Raw genomic sequence first — 18,249 nt, 5'->3', positions numbered from 1 at the left:
GCTAGATTTCTTCGGGCGGTTCTTCCGCCGCCGGCTCGCCGGCCGCGCGCGGCTTGCGTTTGCCGGGCTTGGCCAGAATCTCGACGTAGAACTGCTTGCCGGCATCCTTGACGATGCCGTCGATCAGGCCCGTGATGGCCGACAGGTGCACGACTTCGGCGGTCTCCGCCGAGGCGCCGAACCTGCAATCGAAATCCCAGAAGTCCGCGCCTTCGGGCAGCTCGCGGCGCCGCTCGCGCTTGATGTACTTGCGGATCTCGTGCTTGATGGCTTCGAGGAGGCGGTCGGGGTGCTTGCCCTCGACCTGAAGCTGAAAGGTTTTTCTCATGGTCGATCCTAACCCGCGGCCTGTGTACAGTCGGCGGTGGTTCAAACGAAAGCAGGTGAAGACATGGCGCGCGCAAACGACTGGGCAAGCAAGGTGATGGCATTGGTCAACGGCGGCAACGCATCGGCGGCCATCGCGCAGATCAAGGTCGCACCCTCGGTCAAGGACCTGAAGGCGCTGCAGACCATCATGACGCTATCGAAAATGAAAGGCCGCCATCCGAACGTGGATGCGGCCATTGCGGACAACCTGGCGCTGCTGGCGGCGCCGCGCCTGCACCGCTCGCCCTGAACCGAGGGCCTACAGGGCCTGGCCCAGGCGCTTCACGCCCTCTTCGATCTTGGCCACGTCGGCCGTCGCAAAGCTCAGCCGCAGCGTCGCCAGGTCGGGCTTCTCGGCATAGAACGGCGCCCCGGGCACGAAGGCCACGAGCTTCTCGATGGCGCGCTTGGCCAGCTCGTTGGCATCGGCCAGCTTGCCGTTGGCGCCCGTGAGACGGGCCCAGAAGAACAGGCCGCCCTGCGGCTGCGTGAAGCTCACCGCATCGCCCAGCTCGCGCTTGAGCGCCGCGCCCATGGTCTGCGCGCGCTGGCCGTACACCTCGCGCACATGCGCCAGCGTGGCCGGCATGCGGCCGCTCTTGAGGTACTGCGCGGCAGTGGCCTGCGAGAAGGTGCTGGTGTGGGCATCGCTGAACTGCTTGCACATCGTGGCCTTGGCCAGCAGCTCGGCGGGCGCGATCATCCAGCCGATGCGCAGGCCCGGGCTCAGCACCTTGCTGAGGCTGCCGCAATGCGCGAGCAACTCACGGCTGCCGGGCACGTCCTTGCTCAACGCGAGGATCGAGGGCGGCGGCGCTTCGCCGAAGTAGAGGTCGCCGTAGGGATCGTCCTCGACGATCAGCGTCTGGTACTTGACCGCCAGTTCGAGCACCTTCCTGCGGCGCTCCAGGCTCAGCATGGCGCCGCTCGGGTTGCCGAAGGTGGGAATCAGGTAGACGAACTTGGGCTTGTGCTCGGCGATGAGTTTTTCGAGCTCGTCGGTCTTCACGCCGTTGGCGTCGATGGGCGCGCTGATGAGCTGCGCGCCGTACAGGCGAAAGCACTGGATGGTGGCCAGGAAGGTCGGGCCTTCGACGATCACCTTGTCGCCGGGCGAGATCATGGTCTTGCCGAGCAGGTCGAGCGCCTGCTGGCTGCCGGTGGTGACGATCAGGCCGCTCGGGTCGACGTCGACACCCTTGGTCTTCATGAAGGCGCCGAGCTGCGTGCGCAGCGGCTCGTAGCCTTCGGTGGCGCCGTATTGCAGCGCGCCGCCGGGTTCCTCGGTGAGCGCCTTCTGGCTTGCCTCCTTCAGGCCCTCGACGTCGAACATGGCGCTGTCGGGGAAGCCGCCCGCAAAGCTGATGATGCCGGGCTTGCCCAGCAGCTTGAAAAGCTCGCGGATGGCGGAGGTTTCGACGTTGTCGAGGCGGGAAGCGAATTGCATGGGAGGTCTCACTTTCTGGGCGCTATTGTGGCGAAAGCCGCAGGCAACAAAGCTGCGTAAGGCTATCGCCTTTCAACGATATATTGCGTCCGTCGGTGCTCGCCTTCCATGGCAAGACGGGCGCCGCGCTTCCAGCCCCATGAAAAAAGACAACATTCCCCTCTTCTTCGCCACCCTGCAGGCGGCCAATCCCACGCCCGAAACCGAGCTCGAGTACGCCACGCCGTTCGAGCTTCTTGCCGCCGTGCTGCTCTCCGCGCAGGCGACCGACGTGGGCGTGAACAAGGCCACGCGCAAGCTGTTTCCGGTGGCGAACACGCCGCAGGCGATGCTCCGGCTGGGCGTGGAGGGCCTGGAGGATTACATCAAGACCATCGGGCTGTACCGCAGCAAGGCCAAACACCTGATCGAGACCTGCCGCATCCTCGTGGAAAAGCACGGCGGCGAAGTGCCGCGCACGCGCGCCGAGCTCGAGGCGCTGCCGGGCGTCGGCCGCAAGACCGCCAACGTGGTGCTCAACGTGGCATTCGGCGAGGCCACGATCGCGGTCGACACGCACATCTTCCGCGTCGGCAACCGGACCGGGCTTGCACCGGGCAAGACGCCGCTCGAAGTGGAGCTCAAGCTCGAAAAACGCGTTCCGTTCGAATTCCGGCTGCATGCGCACCACTGGCTGATCCTGCACGGGCGCTACATCTGCGTGGCGCGCACGCCGAAGTGCTGGGAATGCGCAGTGGCGGCGTATTGCGACTACAAGCCGAAGACGCCGCGGCCCAAGTCGGCCTGATTCGGCCTTTTCACCCGCTATATCTCGAATGCTTCAGGCTGGCGGCCGTCCACGTCGGTGAAGCCGTATTCGCGCGCCAGGTCGGCCACACGGTGCACGCCGCCGCTCTTCTCCAGCACCCGCGCGTCGCCCGCCAGCGCGGCCACCGCGCGGCCGAGATAGCGCGGCGACTCGGTTCGCGCCAATGCCGGGCGCTCGTGCCAATGCGCCTCGTCGGTCTTGTGGCCGGCCAGCACGAACTCGGTCCGCATCCAGCCCGGCGACACGGCCAGCGAAGCGACGCCGTGCGGGCGAAGCTCCTGTGCCATGCCGAAGGCCAGCCGGTTCATGGCCGATTTGGCGAGGTCGTAGAACAGGTTCCCGCGCAGGTAGTTGCCGCGGTCCCAGAAGGTGGTGGTCACGATCAGTCCGCTCTTTTGCGCAACCATCACCGGCGCGGCGAATCGGCTGGCGAGCAGGTGGTTGCGCACGCCGCGGTCGAACATCGAATCCCAGTTGGCAAGCGGATGCTCCCAGAACGGCGCCTCGAACACGCCGGTGAAAGTCTCGTGGCCGCCCCAGGCGTTGTTGACGAGCAGGTCCACACGGCCTTGCTCGCTCTGCACGCGCGCAAAGAGCTGCTTCACCTCATCTTCCTGCGTGTGGTCGCAGCGCACCGCGATGCCGCGGCCGCCCAGGCGCGTAGCCTCGCCGGCCGTTTCGTCGATGCTGCCCGGCAGGGCTTCGAGCTCCGAGAGCGCGAGCAGCTGGCCATAGGTGTTGGCCGGCCGCTCGCGCGTGCTTCGCCCGGTGACGTACACGGTGGCGCCCGCGGCGCCCAGTTCCAGCGCAATGCCGCGCCCCGCACCGCGGCTGGCGCCGGTCACCACGGCCACGCGGCCCTTCAGCGGCTGGTTCCTGCTTTCGGCTTCTTGCATCGTCCTGTCCTTTTGTTGCGAGTGGGAAGCGACGGTAAGGCGGCGTCAATCCGCCGTCTTGGAAGAACCCGAAATCGCGCGGTCCGAAAACTCCGTCGGCGTGAGGCCGAAAAGCGCCTGGAACTCGTTGATGAGGTGCGATTGGTCATAGAAGCCGCCATCCAGCGCAAGGCTTGCCCAGGCAGGCTCGCGCTGCAGGCGCAAGGCGCGCAGGCAGGCATGCAGCCGCGCAAGCCGGCTCCAGGCTCGTGGCGACAGGCCCACGTGCTGCCGAAAGACCTGCTGCAGCCGCCGCTCGCCAAGGCCGACGGCAGCCGCCACCTCGCGCAGCGGACGCCGCCCGCCCGACATGGCGATGAGCTGCGCCGCGCGCATCGCCGCCGCGTGGACGGCGCCGTCGCCATCGGCCAGCCGGCGCTGCAGGGCCGCACACAGCACCGAAACGCGCGATGCGTCGTCCGGCTGCAGGGCGATGCGCTCCAGCAGTTCGGCACCACGGCCGCGCCACAGTTCGTCCAGGTGCACGGCGGTGCCCGCGATCTCGCTGGCCGGCCTTCCGAGCAGCGCCGCGGCCGCGCCGGGGTGCAGGGTCACCGACAGCCCTTCCATCTTCCGGCGCAGGCGCACGAGGGCCGGCGCCGCCGACGCGCCGATCGCCTCGACCGCATGCCCGGCACTCTCGCCTGCCGAGGGTGCATCGCCCAGGTTGAACACCAGCCGAACCGCGCCGTCGGGCAGCACGCGCTCCAGGACCTCGCGGCCCTCGGGCAGCGTTTCCCTGTAGAGGAGAATGTGCGCAACGTGCATCCGCAGCGGCCCGGCGACCGGAAAGGCGCGCAGCGTGCCCGCGGGCATGCCGGCCTCCGGCCCGTGCAAGGGGTCGTCGTCGAGGCGCAGGTACAGGCGTTCGTTCTTGGGCAGTGTCGGCATCGCGCTGGCGGACCGTGGCGCGCGGCAGCGGGTGCCGCCGTGCATCAGCTGCATTCGATCAGCCGGCACGCCCCATAGTCAATGGGCGCCGACGGCCACTGCGCGGCATCGTCGACGCGCCGCACGCCGCGGTGCAGCAGTTCCACGGCCCGCATCACGCCCGCATGCGTGACCCACACCGCGTCCTGCCCCGACGCGCGCCAGTCGTCGAAGGCCGTGCCGATGCGCTGCATGAAGCGGGCCGTGCTTTCGCCATGCCCGCCCGGAATCCCTTCGGCGAAATTGCAGGTCCACGCCTCGAACTCGACACGCGCGATCGACGACCAGGGCCGGCCTTCCCAGCTGCCGAAATCCATCTCGGCGAGGCGCGGGTCGGCGCGTGTGGCAAGGTCCGGGCGCAACCTGCCGATGGCTTGCGCGAGTTCGGCGCAGCGCCTCAGGGGCGAGTGCGCCAGCACAAGGTCCGCGGGCAGGCGCGAAGCCACCGCATGCGCCACCGCCAGCGTCGCCTCGGCCGGCACGCCCACGTCCGCGCTGCCGTAGCAAAGACCCGGCGCGGCCTCGGTCTGCGCATGGCGCACCAGCCACAGCTGCTTCATGCCTGCCAGGCCAGCGCCAGGTAGATCGCGAGCTCGCACAGCTGCTGCGTCGCGCCGAGCCCGTCGCCGGTGAATCCCTGCAGCCGGCGCCGGAACACGCGCGCCATGAGCAGCGCCGCCAGAGCGCATGCGACTGCCATGGCGATCGTTCTTGCAGGGCCCTGCGTCAGCAGCACCAGCGCGGCGGCAGGCACCGACCAGAGCATCCCCACCAGCAGCGCGCCGCCGCCGATCGCATCGGCCAGTGGCTTGGCCTTGCTTGCGCCGCTGTCGCCCACGTACGGCAGCCAGCGGATCAGGAACAGCGGCGCCAGGCGCGACAGCACATGCGCGCCCACGATGGCACCGGCCACCGCCTGCGCGCCCTGCCCCGCCATCGACGCGAGCAGCGCGGCCTTGAGCCCGAGCGCCAGCACCAGCGCAATGGCGCCGAAGGCACCGATGCGCGAGTCCTTCATGATCTCAAGCGCGCGACTGCGGTCGGCCGATCCGCCCAGGCCGTCGGCCACATCGGCGAGCCCGTCTTCATGAAAGGCACCGGTCAGCAGCACCGTGGCGGCCATGCTCAGCAGCGCCGCGGCCAGTGCACCGGCCACACCCGGCAAGCCCTGCAGCGCGAGCACGAAAACGGCCGCGCCCACGCCACCCACGAGCCATCCCACGCCCGGAAAATGCGCCGCGCTTGCACGCAGCATCTGCGGGCTGAAGCCGATCCATTCGGCGAGCCGGCCGGTCACCGGCACGCGCGTGAAGAACTGCAGCGCCAGCAGGTAGTGGCGGACACCGTTCATGGGTTCAACTGTCCTTGCGCGACACGCCGGCAGCTTCGAAGCTGGCCATCTCGCGCAGGATGCGGCAGGCCGACTCGAGCAGCGGCCAGGCCAGCGCGCCGCCCGAGCCTTCACCGAGGCGCAGGTCCAGGTTCAGCAAAGGCTCGAGCCCCAGGTGCTTCAGCAACAGCGCATGCCCGGGTTCCGCCGAGCTGTGCGCGGCCACGCAGCGCTGCGCCACATGCGGCTGCAGCGCCTGCGCGACGAGCACCGCGGCGCTCGCGATGAAGCCATCGACCACGATCACGCGCCGCTCCTGCGCCGCCTGCAGCACCGCGCCGACCAGCGTGGCGATCTCGAAACCGCCGAACGCCGCGAGTGCATCGAGCGGCTCGCTCGCAGCCGCATGCAGCGCCAGCACGTCGCGCAGCACCTGCCGCTTGCGCGCAAGCCCCGCGGCATCGAGCCCGGTGCCGGAGCCGGTGCAGCCGTCGATATCCAGCCCGGCGAGCCGCGCAAGCAGCAGCGCCGCGGCCGAGCTGTTGCCGATGCCCATTTCGCCGAGCAGCAAGGCGTTGCCGGGCAGTGCGCGCACCACCTCGCGGCCGTTGGCGATGGCTTGGGCGCACTGCGCCGCCGTCATCGCGGGGCCGGCCGATGCATCGGCCGTTCCGGCAGCAATCCGTCGCGACACCAGCCCCGGTCGGGCCTGGAAGTCGCGCCGCACGCCGCAGTCGACCACGGTAAGCGCCAGCCCGTGCTGGCGCGCCAGCACACTCACGGCCGCGCCGCCGGCCAGGAAGTTCTCGACCATCTGCCAGGTCACGTCGCTCGGAAAGGCCGAGACGCCGCGCGCCGCCAGGCCATGGTCGGCCGCGCACACCAGCATCTGCGGTGCTTCGAGCACCGGCATTTCGCTGCCCAGTACGAGGCCGATGCGCAAGGCCAGGCTCTCGAGGCGGCCGAGCGCGCCGAGCGGCTTGGTCTTGTTGTCGAGCGCCGCTTGCAGACGCGCCGCGAGGGCGTCATCGTGGATGTCGGAGATGGAAGGAATCTGGTTGTTGTCGGTCATGCGATCAGGCCTTGCAATACGCCGGCCTCGAAGTGGGTGTCTATGAAATCGGCCAGGCCGTCGAAGGTGGCGTCGAGCGTGGGTGCCGCGGCGCCGAAGAGTGCGTGCAGTGCGGCCGCGTCCTCGAACAGGCCGTGCAGGTAGAGGCCCAGCACGTTGCCGCGCGCGTTCTGCCAGGCCAGGCCCTCGGGCATCACGGCACGGCCATCCTGCGCCATCTGCGGGTGGATCGCAGTCTGGCCGTGATGAATCTCGTAGCCGGCCACCGGCACGTTCGAGAGAGAAGCCCATGCACCGCTCAGTTGGCCGAAGGCGGCGGCCCGGTGGCGCACCGTCTTTTCGCGCTCGAACACGGTCACCAACGGCAGCAGGCCCAGGCCGGGCGCATTGCCGTCGATGCCGTGCGGATCGACCAGCGCCTCGCCGAGCATCTGCAGGCCGCCGCAGACGCCCAGCACGGCACCGCCGCCGGCCGCGTGCGCGGCGATGGCGCGGTCCAGCCCCTGCGCGCGCAGCCATGCGAGATCGCCGCTGGTGTGCTTGGAGCCGGGCAGCACGATCCAGTCGGCACCGGCCACGTCCGCCGGCGTGCGCGCCCAGACCAGGCGAACGCCGGGCACATTCTTGAGCGGCTGGAACTCGTCGAGGTTGCTGATGCGCGGGTACACCACCACAGCCACGGTACGGGTCACCGGGCCGCTCGCACGGCTGCGGTCGTCGAATACGCCGTCTTCCTCGGGCAAGCCGTGCTGCCACCACATCGGCAGTGTCGCGACGGTGGCGATGCCGGTCAGCGCCTGCAGCTGCTGCGGCGCCGGCGCCAGCAACGAGGCATCGCCGCGGAACTTGTTGAGCACGAAGCCGCGCAGCAATGCGCGATCGCTCTCGGGCATCAGTGCCCAGGTGCCGTACAGATGCGCGAAGGCGCCGCCGCGGTCGATGTCGGTCACCAGCAGGCAGCGGGCCTGCGCATGGCGGGCGACGCGCAGGTTGACGATGTCGCTCGCCATCAGGTTGATCTCGGCCGGGGAGCCCGCGCCTTCGATCACCACCACGTCGTTCTCGGCACGCAGCGCGTCGAGCGCCTGTGCAATCTGCGGCCAGACGCGCTCGCTGCGCCCGCGCCAGGGCATGGCCGTGAGCTCCGCGCTCACCTGCCCCATCAGCACCACCTGGCTGTGGGTGTCGCGCTCGGGCTTGAGCAGCAGCGGGTTCATGCGCACGTCGGGCACGGCGCGCGCCGCCAGTGCCTGGAAGTACTGCGCGCTGCCGATCTCGCCGCCGTCGACCACGCGGGCGTTGTTGCTCATGTTCTGCGCCTTGAAGGGCGCCACCCTGAGTCCCTGGCGCGCGTACCAGCGGCACAGCGCGGCGGTCAGCCAGCTCTTGCCGGCGCCACTGGTCGTGCCGAGAACCATCACGCATCGGGTTGTCATGCGGCTATTGTCCGTTGTCGCCGCAGCCCTCTTGCGGCAGCCGCGAAGAGGCAAAGAAAAAGGGGCTTGCGCCCCTTTTTCTTTCAGCGTGCCGCGGTCTGTACCGCGCCTGCCCCGCCCTGGGGCTGCGCCCCTGCGGTGGCCGCCGGCACCTCCCAGCCGCCGCCGATGGCGCGGATCAGCCCCACGGCCGCCTGGTACTGCGCCGACTTCACCTGCAGCGCCTGGCGCCGGTTGCGCAGTTCGCTGCGGCGGGCGTCGAGCAGGTCGAGCTGGCTGATGTAGCCGTTGCGGTAGCGCGTGTCCGACAGGCTGGTCGCGCGCTGCGCCGAAGTGACGGCCTGCGCCTGCACCGCCGACTGCTCCTGCAGGATGCGGATGGCGGACAGCTGGTCCTCGACCTCCTGGAACGCCACCAGCACCTGGTTGCGGTAGTTCGCGAGCGCGCCGTCGAGCTGGGCGTTGGCGCCCTGCACGCCGGCTTCGCGGCGGCCGCCGTCGAAGATCGGCAGCGAAAGCAGCGCACCCACGCCCCACGAGCGGGCCGACCACTTGAACAGGTCGCCGATCTCGGGCGATGCGTAGCCGGCGGCGCCGGTCAGCGAGATGTCCGGGAACCAGGCGGCCTGCGCCACGCCCACGCGGGCCTGCGCCGCGAGCACGGCGTTCTGCGCGGCCGAGACGTCGGGGCGGCGCGTGAGCACCGTGGCCGGCACGCCGGGCGGCACGGACGGCAGCGCGGTGGCCCAGTCGTCGGTGCGCAGCCCGAAGCTCGATGCCGAATCGCCCACCAGCACCGCGAGCGCATGCTCGACCTGGGCGCGTTGCCGGTCGAGCGCGAGCGCGTCCGACTCGGTGGACGACACCTCGGTCTGCACGCGCGCCACGTCGAGCTCGGCGATGTCGCCGGCCTGCTGCCGGCGCTGCGAGAGGCGCAGCGTGTCGCGGTAGGCCTCGACCTGCTCGCGCACCAGCGCGCGCTCGGCGTCGAGTGCGCGCAGCTGCAGGTAGGTCTGGGCCACCTCGGCCTGCACCGCAAGGCGCGTGCTCTGCAGCAGGGCCTCGCGGCTCTGTGCGTCGAGCTTGGCCGCGTTGCTCGCGCCCGAGAGGCGGCCGAACAGGTCGACCTCGTACGAGAACGTGGCGCCGATGTTGGTCATCGTGCCCGGCCTCGTGCTGGCCGAGGCCTTGTCGAGGCCCGCGCCGCGGTTGGCGCCCGCGCCCAGGCCGATCTGCGGCATGCGGTCGGCGTTGGCGCTGCGCGCGAGGGCGCGAGCTTCCGCGAGCCGGGCCGCGGCGGCCTGGATGTTGTTGTTGTTGACGTCGGCCTTCTCGACCAGCGCATTGAGCACCGGGTCGTTGAACGCCAGCCACCAGGCGCCGCGCGCCTGCGCCTCGGAGGGCACGGCACGCGTCCATCCGGCCGGCGGAGCAGCGCCCTGCTCCTTGAACTGGGCGGTGGTCTGGATCTCCGGCACGCCGGAGGGCACGGTCGCGCAGCCGGCCAGCGCCAGGGCCGCCACCAGCGGCAGCAAAGCGTTGCGGGCCCAGGGTTGAAATGCGAATTTCATGATGATGAACTTTCTTCTTGGTCGGCCAGGCAATCAGTCGTGCGAAGGGCGCGGCGAGGCCGGCACCGGGTGCAGCCCGCCACCGCCCGAACCACCGTGCGACGAAGGTGCCGGGGCGACCGGATGGCCCGCAGAGACAAACTCCTCGCCATGCGGCACTTCGCCATGCAGCTTGAGCGCGCGGTTGCCCGCCAGGCGGCGCAGCAGCACATAGAACACCGGCGTCAGGAACAGGCCGAAGGCCGTCACGCCGATCATCCCGGCGAACACCGCCACGCCCATGGCCTTGCGCATCTCCGAGCCTGCGCCGGTCGACAGCACCAGGGGCAGCACGCCCATCACGAAGGCCAGCGATGTCATGAGAATCGGGCGCAGGCGCAGGCGGCTGGCTTCGATCGCGGCCTGGATCGGCGTGCGTCCGGCAAACTCGAGCTCGCGCGCAAACTCCACGATCAGGATCGCGTTCTTCGCACTCAGCCCCACCAGCACGATCAAGCCGATCTGCGTGAAGACGTTGTTGTCACCCCCCGATATCCATACCCCGGTCATCGCGGCCAGGATGCCCATGGGCACGATCAGGATGATGGCGATCGGCAGCGTCAGGCTTTCGTACTGCGCGGCCAGCACCAGGAACACCAGCAGGATGGCCAGCGGGAACACCAGGAAGGCGGAGTTGCCGGCCAGGATTTCCTGGTAGGTCAGCTCGGTCCACTCGAAGCTCACGCCCTTGGGCAGCGTCTCGGCCGCAATCTTGGTGATCGCGTCCTGCGCCTGGCCCGACGAGTAGCCCGGCGCCGGGCCGCCGTTGATGTCGGCTGCCAGGTAGCCGTTGTAGCGCATGGCGCGTTCCGGCCCGAAGGTCGAATTCACCTTCATCAGCGCCGACAGCGGCACCATCTCGCCCGTGGTCGAGCGCACCTTCAGCATTCCCACGTCTTCGGCGCGGGCGCGGTACGGCGCATCGGCCTGGACGCGCACGGAGTACGTACGGCCGAACTTGTTGAAGTCGTTGGCATACAGGCTACCCAGGTAGATCTGCATGGTGTCGAAGATGTCCGTCACCGGCACGCCGAGCTGGCGCGCCTTGGTGCGGTCGATGTCGGCATAGAGCTGCGGCACGTTGACCTGCCAGCTCGTGAACATGCCCGTGAGCTCGGGCGCGGCATAGGCCTTGGCCATGAAGGCCTTCACCGCCGCGTCCATCTGGTCGTAGCCGACCGAGGCGCGGTCTTCGATCTGCAGCTTGAAGCCGCCCGTGGTGCCCAGGCCCGCCACCGGCGGCGGCGGGAACATCACGATGAAGGCGTCCTGGATGCTGGCGAAGGCGCCATTGAGCTGCCCGGCCACCGCACCGCCGCTCTGGTCGGCGCGCTTGCGCTGGTCGAAGGGCTTGAGCGTGGCAAACACGATGCCCGAGTTCGAGCTGTTGGTGAAGCCGTTGATCGACAGGCCCGGGAAGGCGATGGCGTCTTCCACGTTCGGGTTCTTCTTCATGATCTCGCCCATGCGCTGGATCACTTCGTCGGTGCGGTCGAGCGTGGCGCCGTCGGGCAGCTGGGCAAAGCCGATCAGGTACTGCTTGTCCTGCGCCGGCACGAAGCCGCTGGGCACGGCCTTGAACAGGCCGAAGGTCACGCCGATCAGCGCGAGGTAGATCACCAGCATCAGCGTCTTGCGCGAGATCACGCTCTTGACGCCCCCGCTGTAGGCTTCCGAGCCGCGGCTGAAGAGCTTGTTGAAGCCGCGGAACAGCCAGCCGAAGACACGGTCCATGCCGCGCGTCAGCGCATCCTTGGGCTGGTCGTGGCCGCGCAGCAGCAAGGCGGCGAGCGCGGGCGACAGCGTGAGCGAGTTGATCGCCGAGATCACCGTCGAGATCGCGATGGTCACCGCGAACTGGCGGTAGAACTGGCCCGTGAGGCCGCTGATGAAGGCCAGCGGCACGAACACCGCCACCAGCACCAGCGCGATCGCGATGATGGGCCCGGACACTTCGCGCATCGCGCGGTACGTGGCCTCACGCGGCGTGAGCCCCGCCTCGATGTTGCGCTCGACGTTCTCCACCACCACGATGGCGTCGTCCACCACGATGCCGATTGCCAGCACCAGCCCGAACAGGCTCAGCGCATTGATCGAGAAACCCAGGACGTGCAGCACCGCGAAGGTACCGATCACCGACACCGGCACGGCCAAGAGCGGAATGATCGACGCGCGCCAGGTCTGCAGGAACAGGATCACGACCAGCACCACCAGCAGGATGGCTTCGAGCAGCGTGTGGATGACCGATTCGATCGACGCACGCACGAACTGCGTGGGGTCGTAGGCGATGCGGTACTCCAGGCCCTCGGGCATGTTCTTGTTGAGCTCGGCCATCGTCTTGCGCACGTTCGACGAGATGTCGAGCGCGTTGGAGCCCGGTGCCTGGAACACGCCCATGCCGACGGCCGGGTCGTTGTTCAGCAGCGACCGCAGCGAGTAGTCGGCGGCGCCCATTTCGAGGCGGCCGATGTCGCGCAGGCGGGTCACGGCGCCGTCGGTGCCGCTCTTGACGATGATGTCGCCGAACTCTTCCTCGCTCTGCAGGCGCCCTTGCGCATTGATGGACAGCTGCATGTCCACGCCCGAAAGGCCCGGCGACGCGCCGACCACGCCGGCCGCGGCCTGCACGTTCTGGCCACGGATCGCAGCCACCACGTCGCTCGCCGAGAGGCCGCGCTGCGCGACCTTCTGCGGGTCGAGCCAGACGCGCATGGAATAGTCGCCGCCGCCGAAGATCTGGACCTGGCCCACGCCTTCGATGCGCGCGAGCGGGTCCTTCACGTTCAGCACCGCGTAGTTGCGCAGGTAGTTGATGTCGTAGCGGTTGTTCGGCGAAACGAGGTGGACCACCATCGTCAGGTCGGGCGCGCTCTTGACGGTCGTGATGCCGAGGCGGCGCACTTCCTCCGGCAGGCGCGGCTCGGCTTGCGAGACGCGGTTCTGCACGAGTTGCTGGGCCTTGTCGGGATCGGTGCCGAGGCGGAAGGTGACGGTGAGCGTCATCACGCCATCGGTGGTGGCCTGGCTGCCCATGTAGAGCATGCCCTCGACGCCGTTGATCTGCTCCTCGAGCGGCGTGGCGACGGTTTCGGCGATCACCTTCGGGTTGGCGCCCGGGTACTGGGCGCGCACCACCACCGAGGGCGGCGCGACTTCCGGGTACTCCGAAATCGGCAGCCCGCGCAGCGCGATCAGGCCGGCTATCAGTATCAATAGCGACAGCACGCCGGCAAAGATCGGCCGGTCGATGAAGAATTTAGAGAGATTCATGTTGTTTCTCCGGCGAGCGCAACAGCGCTCCCCTCCGAGTTCAGGACTTCGCGGCTTCCGCGACGCGTTCCGGTTGTTGTTGCTTGGTGTCGGCCTTGGCGTCCATCGTCACGTTCTGCGGCACCACCAGCGCACCGGGGCGGATGTGCTGCAGGCCGTTGACCACCACGCGGTCGCCGGCCTTCAGGCCCTTGCTCACGACGCGCAGCCCGTTGACCGATGCGCCGAGCGTGACTTCGCGGTAGACCGCCTTGTTGTCCTCGCCCACCACCATCACGAACTTCTTGTTCTGGTCGGTGCCGATGGCGCGCTCGCTCACCAGCAGGGCCGAGTCGCTGCGCGCCTGGCCCATGCGGATGCGGGCGAACTGGCCCGGAATGAGACTGCCGTCCTTGTTGTCGAACGAGGCCCGCACGCGCACCGTGCCGCTGCGCGCGTCGACCTGGTTGTCGATCAGCTGCAGCTTGCCGGTGAAGGGCGTGCCCTCCAGGCCGGCGGTGCCCATCTGCACGGGAATGCTCTCGATCTGGCCGCGGGCGCTGGCGCCGCTCGGCAGGTCCTTCAGGGCGCGCGTGATCACCTGCTCATCGGCGTCGAAGCTCGCGTAGATCGGGCTCACCGAGACCAGCGTGGTCAGCACCGGCGCGCCGGGGCCGGCGGCCACCAGGTTGCCCATCGTCACTTCGAGCTTGCCGATGCGGCCCGCGACCGGCGCACGCACCTGGGTGTAGCCCAGGTTCAGCCGCGCCGACTGCAGCGACGCCTGGGCGGCGCGCAGGTTGGCTTCGGCTTCGCGCGCAGCGTTCACGCGCTCGTCGTATTCGCGCTGGGCGATGGCCTGCTGGTCCCACAGGCGCTTGGCGCGCTCCTGCTCGCTGCGGCTGAAGGCCTGGCGGGCCTGGGCCGAGGCCACCTGCGCTTCGGCGCGCTCCACTTCGGCCGCGTACGGTGCGGGGTCGATGGTGATCAGCAGGTCGCCCTGCTTCACCAGTGCGCCTTCGCGGAAGTGCACCGACTGCACGGCGCCCGCCACGCGGGAGCGCACATCCACCCGTTGCACCGCCTCGAGCCGGCCCGAGAACTCGTCCCAGGCATTGATCTCGCTCGCAGCCACGGTGGCCACCGACACCGGCGTGCCCTGCTGCGCCGCGGAGGGTGCCGTGGCCTCGGCCTTGAAGCTGTGCATGCCGAGCACCGCGGCGGCCACCGCCAGCAGCGCGGTGAGGCCGGTCACTGCGGGCCACAGGCCCTTGCGGGCGGCGGAAGAAAGGTTTTGCTTGTTGTTCGACATGATGGTTCGTCCTTCTCGATGACTTCTTGGGATGCAACAGGCCATCCCGGCGCTTTTGGCGCCAGGAGGCGGAACTCGAAAATGACCGGGGTTACCGGCGGGCCGAGGGGCGGCGTCGCGTCGTCAGCAGGGCTGCCGCGACCGGCCCGCCTAGCTGGGCTTGGGTGCTACCGGGGGCGGCGTGGTGGCACTGAAAAATTCGCGGAAGTGCTGCTGCACGCTGGCTTCGCAGGCCTTGCAGCCCGAGGGCTCGGGGTCGTAGAGCGCCTTGGGCCAGTTGGCAGCGCCTGGCAGCACGCTGCTCGTGACGTCGATGCCGGCCGCGCGCAGGCGCCCGGCAAAGGTCATGGCCTCGTCGCGCATGGCGTCGTCGGCCCCCACCAGCACCAGCGCCGGTGCCAGGGCACCGAGCCGGAGCGATCCGCTCGGCACGGCGTAGGGATGGGTGGCGTTCGACGGGCAGCTCAGGTATTTCTCCCAACCCTTGGCCCAGCGGCACTCGGCCTCGTCGTTCGTGGCCTTGCGCAGCGATGCCGTGCCCGCGCACGGGTCGAGCATGGGCGACAACAGGATCTGCCCGGCCAGCGGCGGATGCGCCCGGTCGCGGGCGATCAGCGCCACCCCGGCGGCCAGGTTGCCGCCGGCCTCTTCGCCGGCCAGGTACACCTGGGCACCCTTGCCGCCGAGCTTCACGCGCTGCTTGTAGAGCCATTCGAGCGCGGCATAGCCCACTTCGATGGGCTCGGGGAACGGCGACTCTGGCGCCAGCGGATAGTCCACCGACACCACCACCGCACCCGCACCGGCCAGCAGCCGGGCCACGTTGCGGCCGTTGTCCAGGTTGCCGCAGATGAAGGTGCCGCCATGGAAGTGCAGCACCAGCGGCACCGTCTCGCCGCGCGGGCGCTGCCCATAGACCCGGGCGCCCACGGGCTCGCGGCCGGGCAGCTCGATCGACAGATCGGCTTCCACGCCTTGCGCCGCGGCGAGAGCAGCGGCTTCGGCAGAGCGGGACGATGGGCGCGGTGACATGGGGGCAACCTCAGAAGGATTGGCGATAGTCGAAATATAAGGCGGCCAGTGTGGCGTTAAACAGGCAAGCTGCCCCTACTCTGTTTCCAAACGGCTAACAATCCAGGAAACGCCGGGGGATTGTCACCTTGTGTGAGAATCCGCGTCCTCCCGGCAATGGCCGGGCTCCCAGGAACAGTCATCAATGGATCAAATCCAGGCAATGCGGATCTTCGTCCGCGTGGTGGAAGCGGGCACGTTCACCCGGGCCGCGGACTCGCTCGCCCTGCCCAAGGGAACGGTCACCAAGCAGATCCAGGCGCTGGAATCGCGCCTGCGGGTGAAGCTGCTCAACCGCACCACCCGGCGCGTCACGGTCACGCCGGACGGCGCGGCCTACTACGAGCGCGCGGCACGCCTGTTGAACGACTTCGACGACATCGAAGCCAGCATGACCAACGCGCAGGCCAACCCCACGGGGCGGCTGCGCATCGACGTCGGCACCTCGGTGGCGCGGCTGGTCATCCTGCCCGCGCTGGCCACCTTCTGCGACCGCTATCCCGAGATCCAGCTCGACCTGGGCGTGAGCGACCGCACGGTCGACCTCATCAGCGACAACGTCGACTGCGTGATCCGCGCCGGCGAGCTGAGCGACCAGTCGCTGGTGGCCCGGCGCATCGGCACGCTGCATTTCGTGACCGTGGCCTCGCCCGCCTACGTCAAGCGCTACGGCATTCCGCAGCATCCGAACGACATCGAGAAGCGCCACCACGTGGTGAGCTACTTTTCGGGCAGCACGCGGCGCATCTATCCGCACGAGTTCAGGAAGGGCGACGAATACATCGAGCTCAACGGGCCCTACCGCGTGTCGGTCAACGAGAGCAACGCCCACATGGCGGCGGTGCTCGGCGGCTTCGGCATTTCGCAATGCATCACCTTCATGGCCGAGCCGCTGCTCGCAAGCGGCGAGCTGATCGAGCTGCTGCCCGACTGGCAGCGCGAGCCGCTGCCGATCCACGTGGTCTACCCGCCCAACCGCCACCTGAGCGCGAAGGTGCGGGCCTTCGTGGACTGGGCGGCGGAGCTGTTCGCGAAGAACCCGCGGCTGCAGCGGCGCTGAACGCGCTCGCCCGTCCTCAATCGCCCGCCGCGAACACCGGCTCGCAGCGCACCTCGGTCTTCACCGAGTTGGCGATGAAGCACTCTTCGTGCGCGCGGTGATGCATGTGCTCGACCTGCTCGCGCGTGGGCAGGTTCCCGCCGGAGAACGTCACCTCGGGACGCAGCGTGACCACCGTCATCGCGAGCTTGCCTTCGGCATTCTTTTCCATGAGGCCGCTCGCCGCGTCGAAGTAGCGGTCGACGTTGAACTTGCGCTTCATTGCCATGGTGAGGAACCACAGCATGTGGCAGCTCGAGAGCGATGCGACAAAAGCTTCTTCAGGGTCGACCGCCGCCGCATCGGAAAACGGCAGCGGCACCACGTGCGGCGACGAGGAGCCCGGCACTTCCGCGCCGCCATCGAAGCGCAGCGAATGCCTTCTGCTGTAGCTGTTGCCGAGGAAGTCCTGGCCGCCTCGCTGCCAGAGGATTTCTGCGGTGTACCGGGCCATGCCTTGCTCTCCTGCGCCAATGGGGAAAGCGCATTCTGCGTCAGAAGAAGCCGGCCAGCCTGATCAGAAGCGGCACCAGCAGCGCTGTCGCGATGCCGTTCAGCCCCAGCGCCAGCGCGGAGAACGCACCCGCCGTTTCGTTCACCTGGATGGCCCGCGCGGTGCCGATGCCGTGTGCCGCCATGCCCACTGCAAAGCCGCGCACCGCGGGCTCCCTGATGCGCAGCAGGTTCAGCAGGCCGGTCGCCATGATGGCGCCGGAGATGCCTGCCACGGCGGCAGCCACCGCGGCCAGCGAGGGCAGCCCGCCGATCTTCTCGGCCACGCCCATCGCGATCGGCATGGTGGCCGACTTGGGCGCGAGCGACATCAGCAGTTCGTGCGATCCGCCCAGCGCCCAGGCAATGCCGATGGCCGACACGATGGCCGCCACCGATCCCACCAGCAGCGCCACGCCGATCGGCAGCCACAGGCGCCGCAGCCGCCCGAGCTGGCCGTACAGCGGCACGGCCAGCGCCACGGTGGCCGGCCCGATCAGGAAGTGCACGAACTTGGCGCCTTCGAAATACGTGTCGTAGGGCGTGCGCGTGACGAGCAGCACGCCCACGATGACGATCACCGAGACCAGCACTGGATTGACCGCCGGGTTGGCACCGCTGCGCCGGTGCAGCCACAGGGCGCCCAGATAGGCCAGCAGCGTGAGCGACAGCCACAGCAGCGGCGACTGCGCCAGGAAGACCCAGATCTCGGACAACTTTGGGGGCGGGGTCATTCGGCATCCTTGCCGGTGATGCGGATCATCCAGCGCAGGGTGAGCGCGGTCACGGCCATGGTGAAGGCCGCGCCGACGATGCCGGCCGCAAGGAACGGAAGCCATTCGCGCCCGACGCGTTCGAAATGCAGCATAACGCCGGTCACTGCGGGGATGAACAGCAGCATGAGGTTGCGCAGCAGATGGCCCGAGGTCTCGTTCAGCGCCTCGGGCACGCCGCCGCGCGCAAGCAGCACGACGAACAGCAGCAGCATGCCGATCAGCGGACCGGGAATCGGCAGGCCCAGCCACTGCACGAGCAGTTCGCCGGCCAGCTGGCAAAGAAAGAGCGTCGTGATGGCGTAGAGCATGCGGA

General features: G+C 68.9%; 18 protein-coding genes. 3 read left to right on the top strand and 15 right to left on the bottom strand.

All coding sequences use genetic code 11. The features are described from left to right. Window position 1: 1 nt before the first annotated feature. Window positions 2–328 (bottom strand): DUF6172 family protein, encoded by a 327-nt coding sequence (locus IB278_RS13990; RefSeq protein ID WP_145746560.1) that lies wholly within the window; start codon window positions 326–328, stop codon window positions 2–4. 63 nt (window positions 329–391) lie between these two features. Here IB278_RS13990 and IB278_RS13985 point away from each other — a divergent pair, with 63 nt between their 5' ends. After that, on the top strand, window positions 392–619 hold the full coding sequence (locus IB278_RS13985; RefSeq protein WP_047787036.1) for a hypothetical protein: 228 nt from the start codon (window positions 392–394) through the stop codon (window positions 617–619). A gap of 9 nt (window positions 620–628) precedes the next feature. On the opposite strand, the gene IB278_RS13980 is transcribed toward IB278_RS13985, so the two are convergent. Further along, window positions 629–1,816 carry a PLP-dependent aminotransferase family protein gene (locus tag IB278_RS13980; RefSeq protein WP_192323695.1) on the bottom strand — a complete coding sequence of 396 codons (1,188 nt, stop codon included), beginning with the start codon at window positions 1,814–1,816 and terminating at the stop codon, window positions 629–631. Window positions 1,817–1,955: 139 nt separating this feature from the next. On the opposite strand from IB278_RS13980, the gene nth reads away from it, so the two are divergent. Further along, window positions 1,956–2,603 carry an endonuclease III gene (nth, locus tag IB278_RS13975; RefSeq protein WP_145746559.1) on the top strand — a complete coding sequence of 216 codons (648 nt, stop codon included), beginning with the start codon at window positions 1,956–1,958 and terminating at the stop codon, window positions 2,601–2,603. A gap of 17 nt (window positions 2,604–2,620) precedes the next feature. Here nth and IB278_RS13970 read toward each other — a convergent pair whose 3' ends face one another. The 10 genes from IB278_RS13970 to IB278_RS13925 form a co-directional block, all read right to left on the bottom strand. Next, on the bottom strand, window positions 2,621–3,520 hold the full coding sequence (locus IB278_RS13970; protein ID WP_192323693.1) for an SDR family NAD(P)-dependent oxidoreductase: 900 nt from the start codon (window positions 3,518–3,520) through the stop codon (window positions 2,621–2,623). A 45-nt stretch (window positions 3,521–3,565) separates the two neighbouring features. Next, the gene (locus tag IB278_RS13965) at window positions 3,566–4,450 is read right to left on the bottom strand and encodes a helix-turn-helix domain-containing protein (RefSeq protein WP_225612899.1); all 885 of its coding nucleotides are present in this window, start codon (window positions 4,448–4,450) and stop codon (window positions 3,566–3,568) included. A 44-nt stretch (window positions 4,451–4,494) separates the two neighbouring features. Then, window positions 4,495–5,049, bottom strand: a complete 555-nt coding sequence (locus tag IB278_RS13960) for a histidine phosphatase family protein (protein WP_145746557.1) — start codon at window positions 5,047–5,049, stop codon at window positions 4,495–4,497. Further along, on the bottom strand, window positions 5,046–5,840 hold the full coding sequence (locus IB278_RS13955; RefSeq protein WP_145746556.1) for an adenosylcobinamide-GDP ribazoletransferase: 795 nt from the start codon (window positions 5,838–5,840) through the stop codon (window positions 5,046–5,048). The genes IB278_RS13960 and IB278_RS13955 overlap by 4 nt, the downstream gene beginning before the upstream one ends. 4 nt (window positions 5,841–5,844) lie before the next feature. Then, the gene (cobT, locus tag IB278_RS13950; RefSeq protein WP_145746555.1) at window positions 5,845–6,891 is read right to left on the bottom strand and encodes a nicotinate-nucleotide--dimethylbenzimidazole phosphoribosyltransferase; all 1,047 of its coding nucleotides are present in this window, start codon (window positions 6,889–6,891) and stop codon (window positions 5,845–5,847) included. Beyond that, the gene (locus IB278_RS13945; RefSeq protein WP_145746554.1) at window positions 6,888–8,327 is read right to left on the bottom strand and encodes a cobyric acid synthase; all 1,440 of its coding nucleotides are present in this window, start codon (window positions 8,325–8,327) and stop codon (window positions 6,888–6,890) included. Before IB278_RS13945 ends, cobT begins: the two co-directional genes overlap by 4 nt. Before the next feature lie 83 nt (window positions 8,328–8,410). Then, a complete protein-coding gene (locus IB278_RS13940) occupies window positions 8,411–9,898 on the bottom strand; it encodes an efflux transporter outer membrane subunit (RefSeq protein ID WP_145746553.1) in 1,488 nt (495 codons plus the stop codon). Window positions 9,899–9,931: 33 nt separating this feature from the next. Then, a complete protein-coding gene (locus IB278_RS13935; protein WP_192323691.1) occupies window positions 9,932–13,207 on the bottom strand; it encodes an efflux RND transporter permease subunit in 3,276 nt (1,091 codons plus the stop codon). Window positions 13,208–13,247: 40 nt separating this feature from the next. After that, complete coding sequence (locus tag IB278_RS13930) at window positions 13,248–14,498, bottom strand: efflux RND transporter periplasmic adaptor subunit (protein ID WP_145746551.1); 1,251 nt, start codon at window positions 14,496–14,498, stop codon at window positions 13,248–13,250. A 150-nt stretch (window positions 14,499–14,648) separates the two neighbouring features. Next, complete coding sequence (locus IB278_RS13925; protein ID WP_145746550.1) at window positions 14,649–15,530, bottom strand: alpha/beta hydrolase; 882 nt, start codon at window positions 15,528–15,530, stop codon at window positions 14,649–14,651. Between the two features lie 184 nt (window positions 15,531–15,714). On the opposite strand from IB278_RS13925, the gene IB278_RS13920 reads away from it, so the two are divergent. Next, window positions 15,715–16,629 (top strand): LysR family transcriptional regulator, encoded by a 915-nt coding sequence (locus IB278_RS13920; RefSeq protein WP_192323690.1) that lies wholly within the window; start codon window positions 15,715–15,717, stop codon window positions 16,627–16,629. Between the two features lie 16 nt (window positions 16,630–16,645). Here the strand turns inward: IB278_RS13920 and IB278_RS13915 are convergent, their stop codons facing one another. Genes IB278_RS13915 through IB278_RS13905 form a run of 3 tightly spaced genes read right to left on the bottom strand, consistent with a single transcriptional unit; the run spans window position 16,646 to window position 18,244 of the window. Further along, entirely contained in the window at window positions 16,646–17,122 is a 477-nt protein-coding gene (locus IB278_RS13915) for an OsmC family protein (protein ID WP_192323689.1), read from the bottom strand. A gap of 40 nt (window positions 17,123–17,162) precedes the next feature. Then, window positions 17,163–17,894, bottom strand: coding sequence for an LrgB family protein (locus IB278_RS13910; RefSeq protein WP_192323688.1), 732 nt, complete (start codon window positions 17,892–17,894; stop codon window positions 17,163–17,165). Next, entirely contained in the window at window positions 17,891–18,244 is a 354-nt protein-coding gene (locus IB278_RS13905) for a CidA/LrgA family protein (protein ID WP_192323687.1), read from the bottom strand. Before IB278_RS13905 ends, IB278_RS13910 begins: the two co-directional genes overlap by 4 nt. Window positions 18,245–18,249: the final 5 nt, after the last annotated feature.

It is taken from the genome of Variovorax sp. VRV01 (assembly GCF_014852545.1).
GTDB lineage: Bacteria > Pseudomonadota > Gammaproteobacteria > Burkholderiales > Burkholderiaceae_C > Variovorax > Variovorax beijingensis_A.
This window is presented reverse-complemented; position numbering and strand designations above follow the sequence as displayed.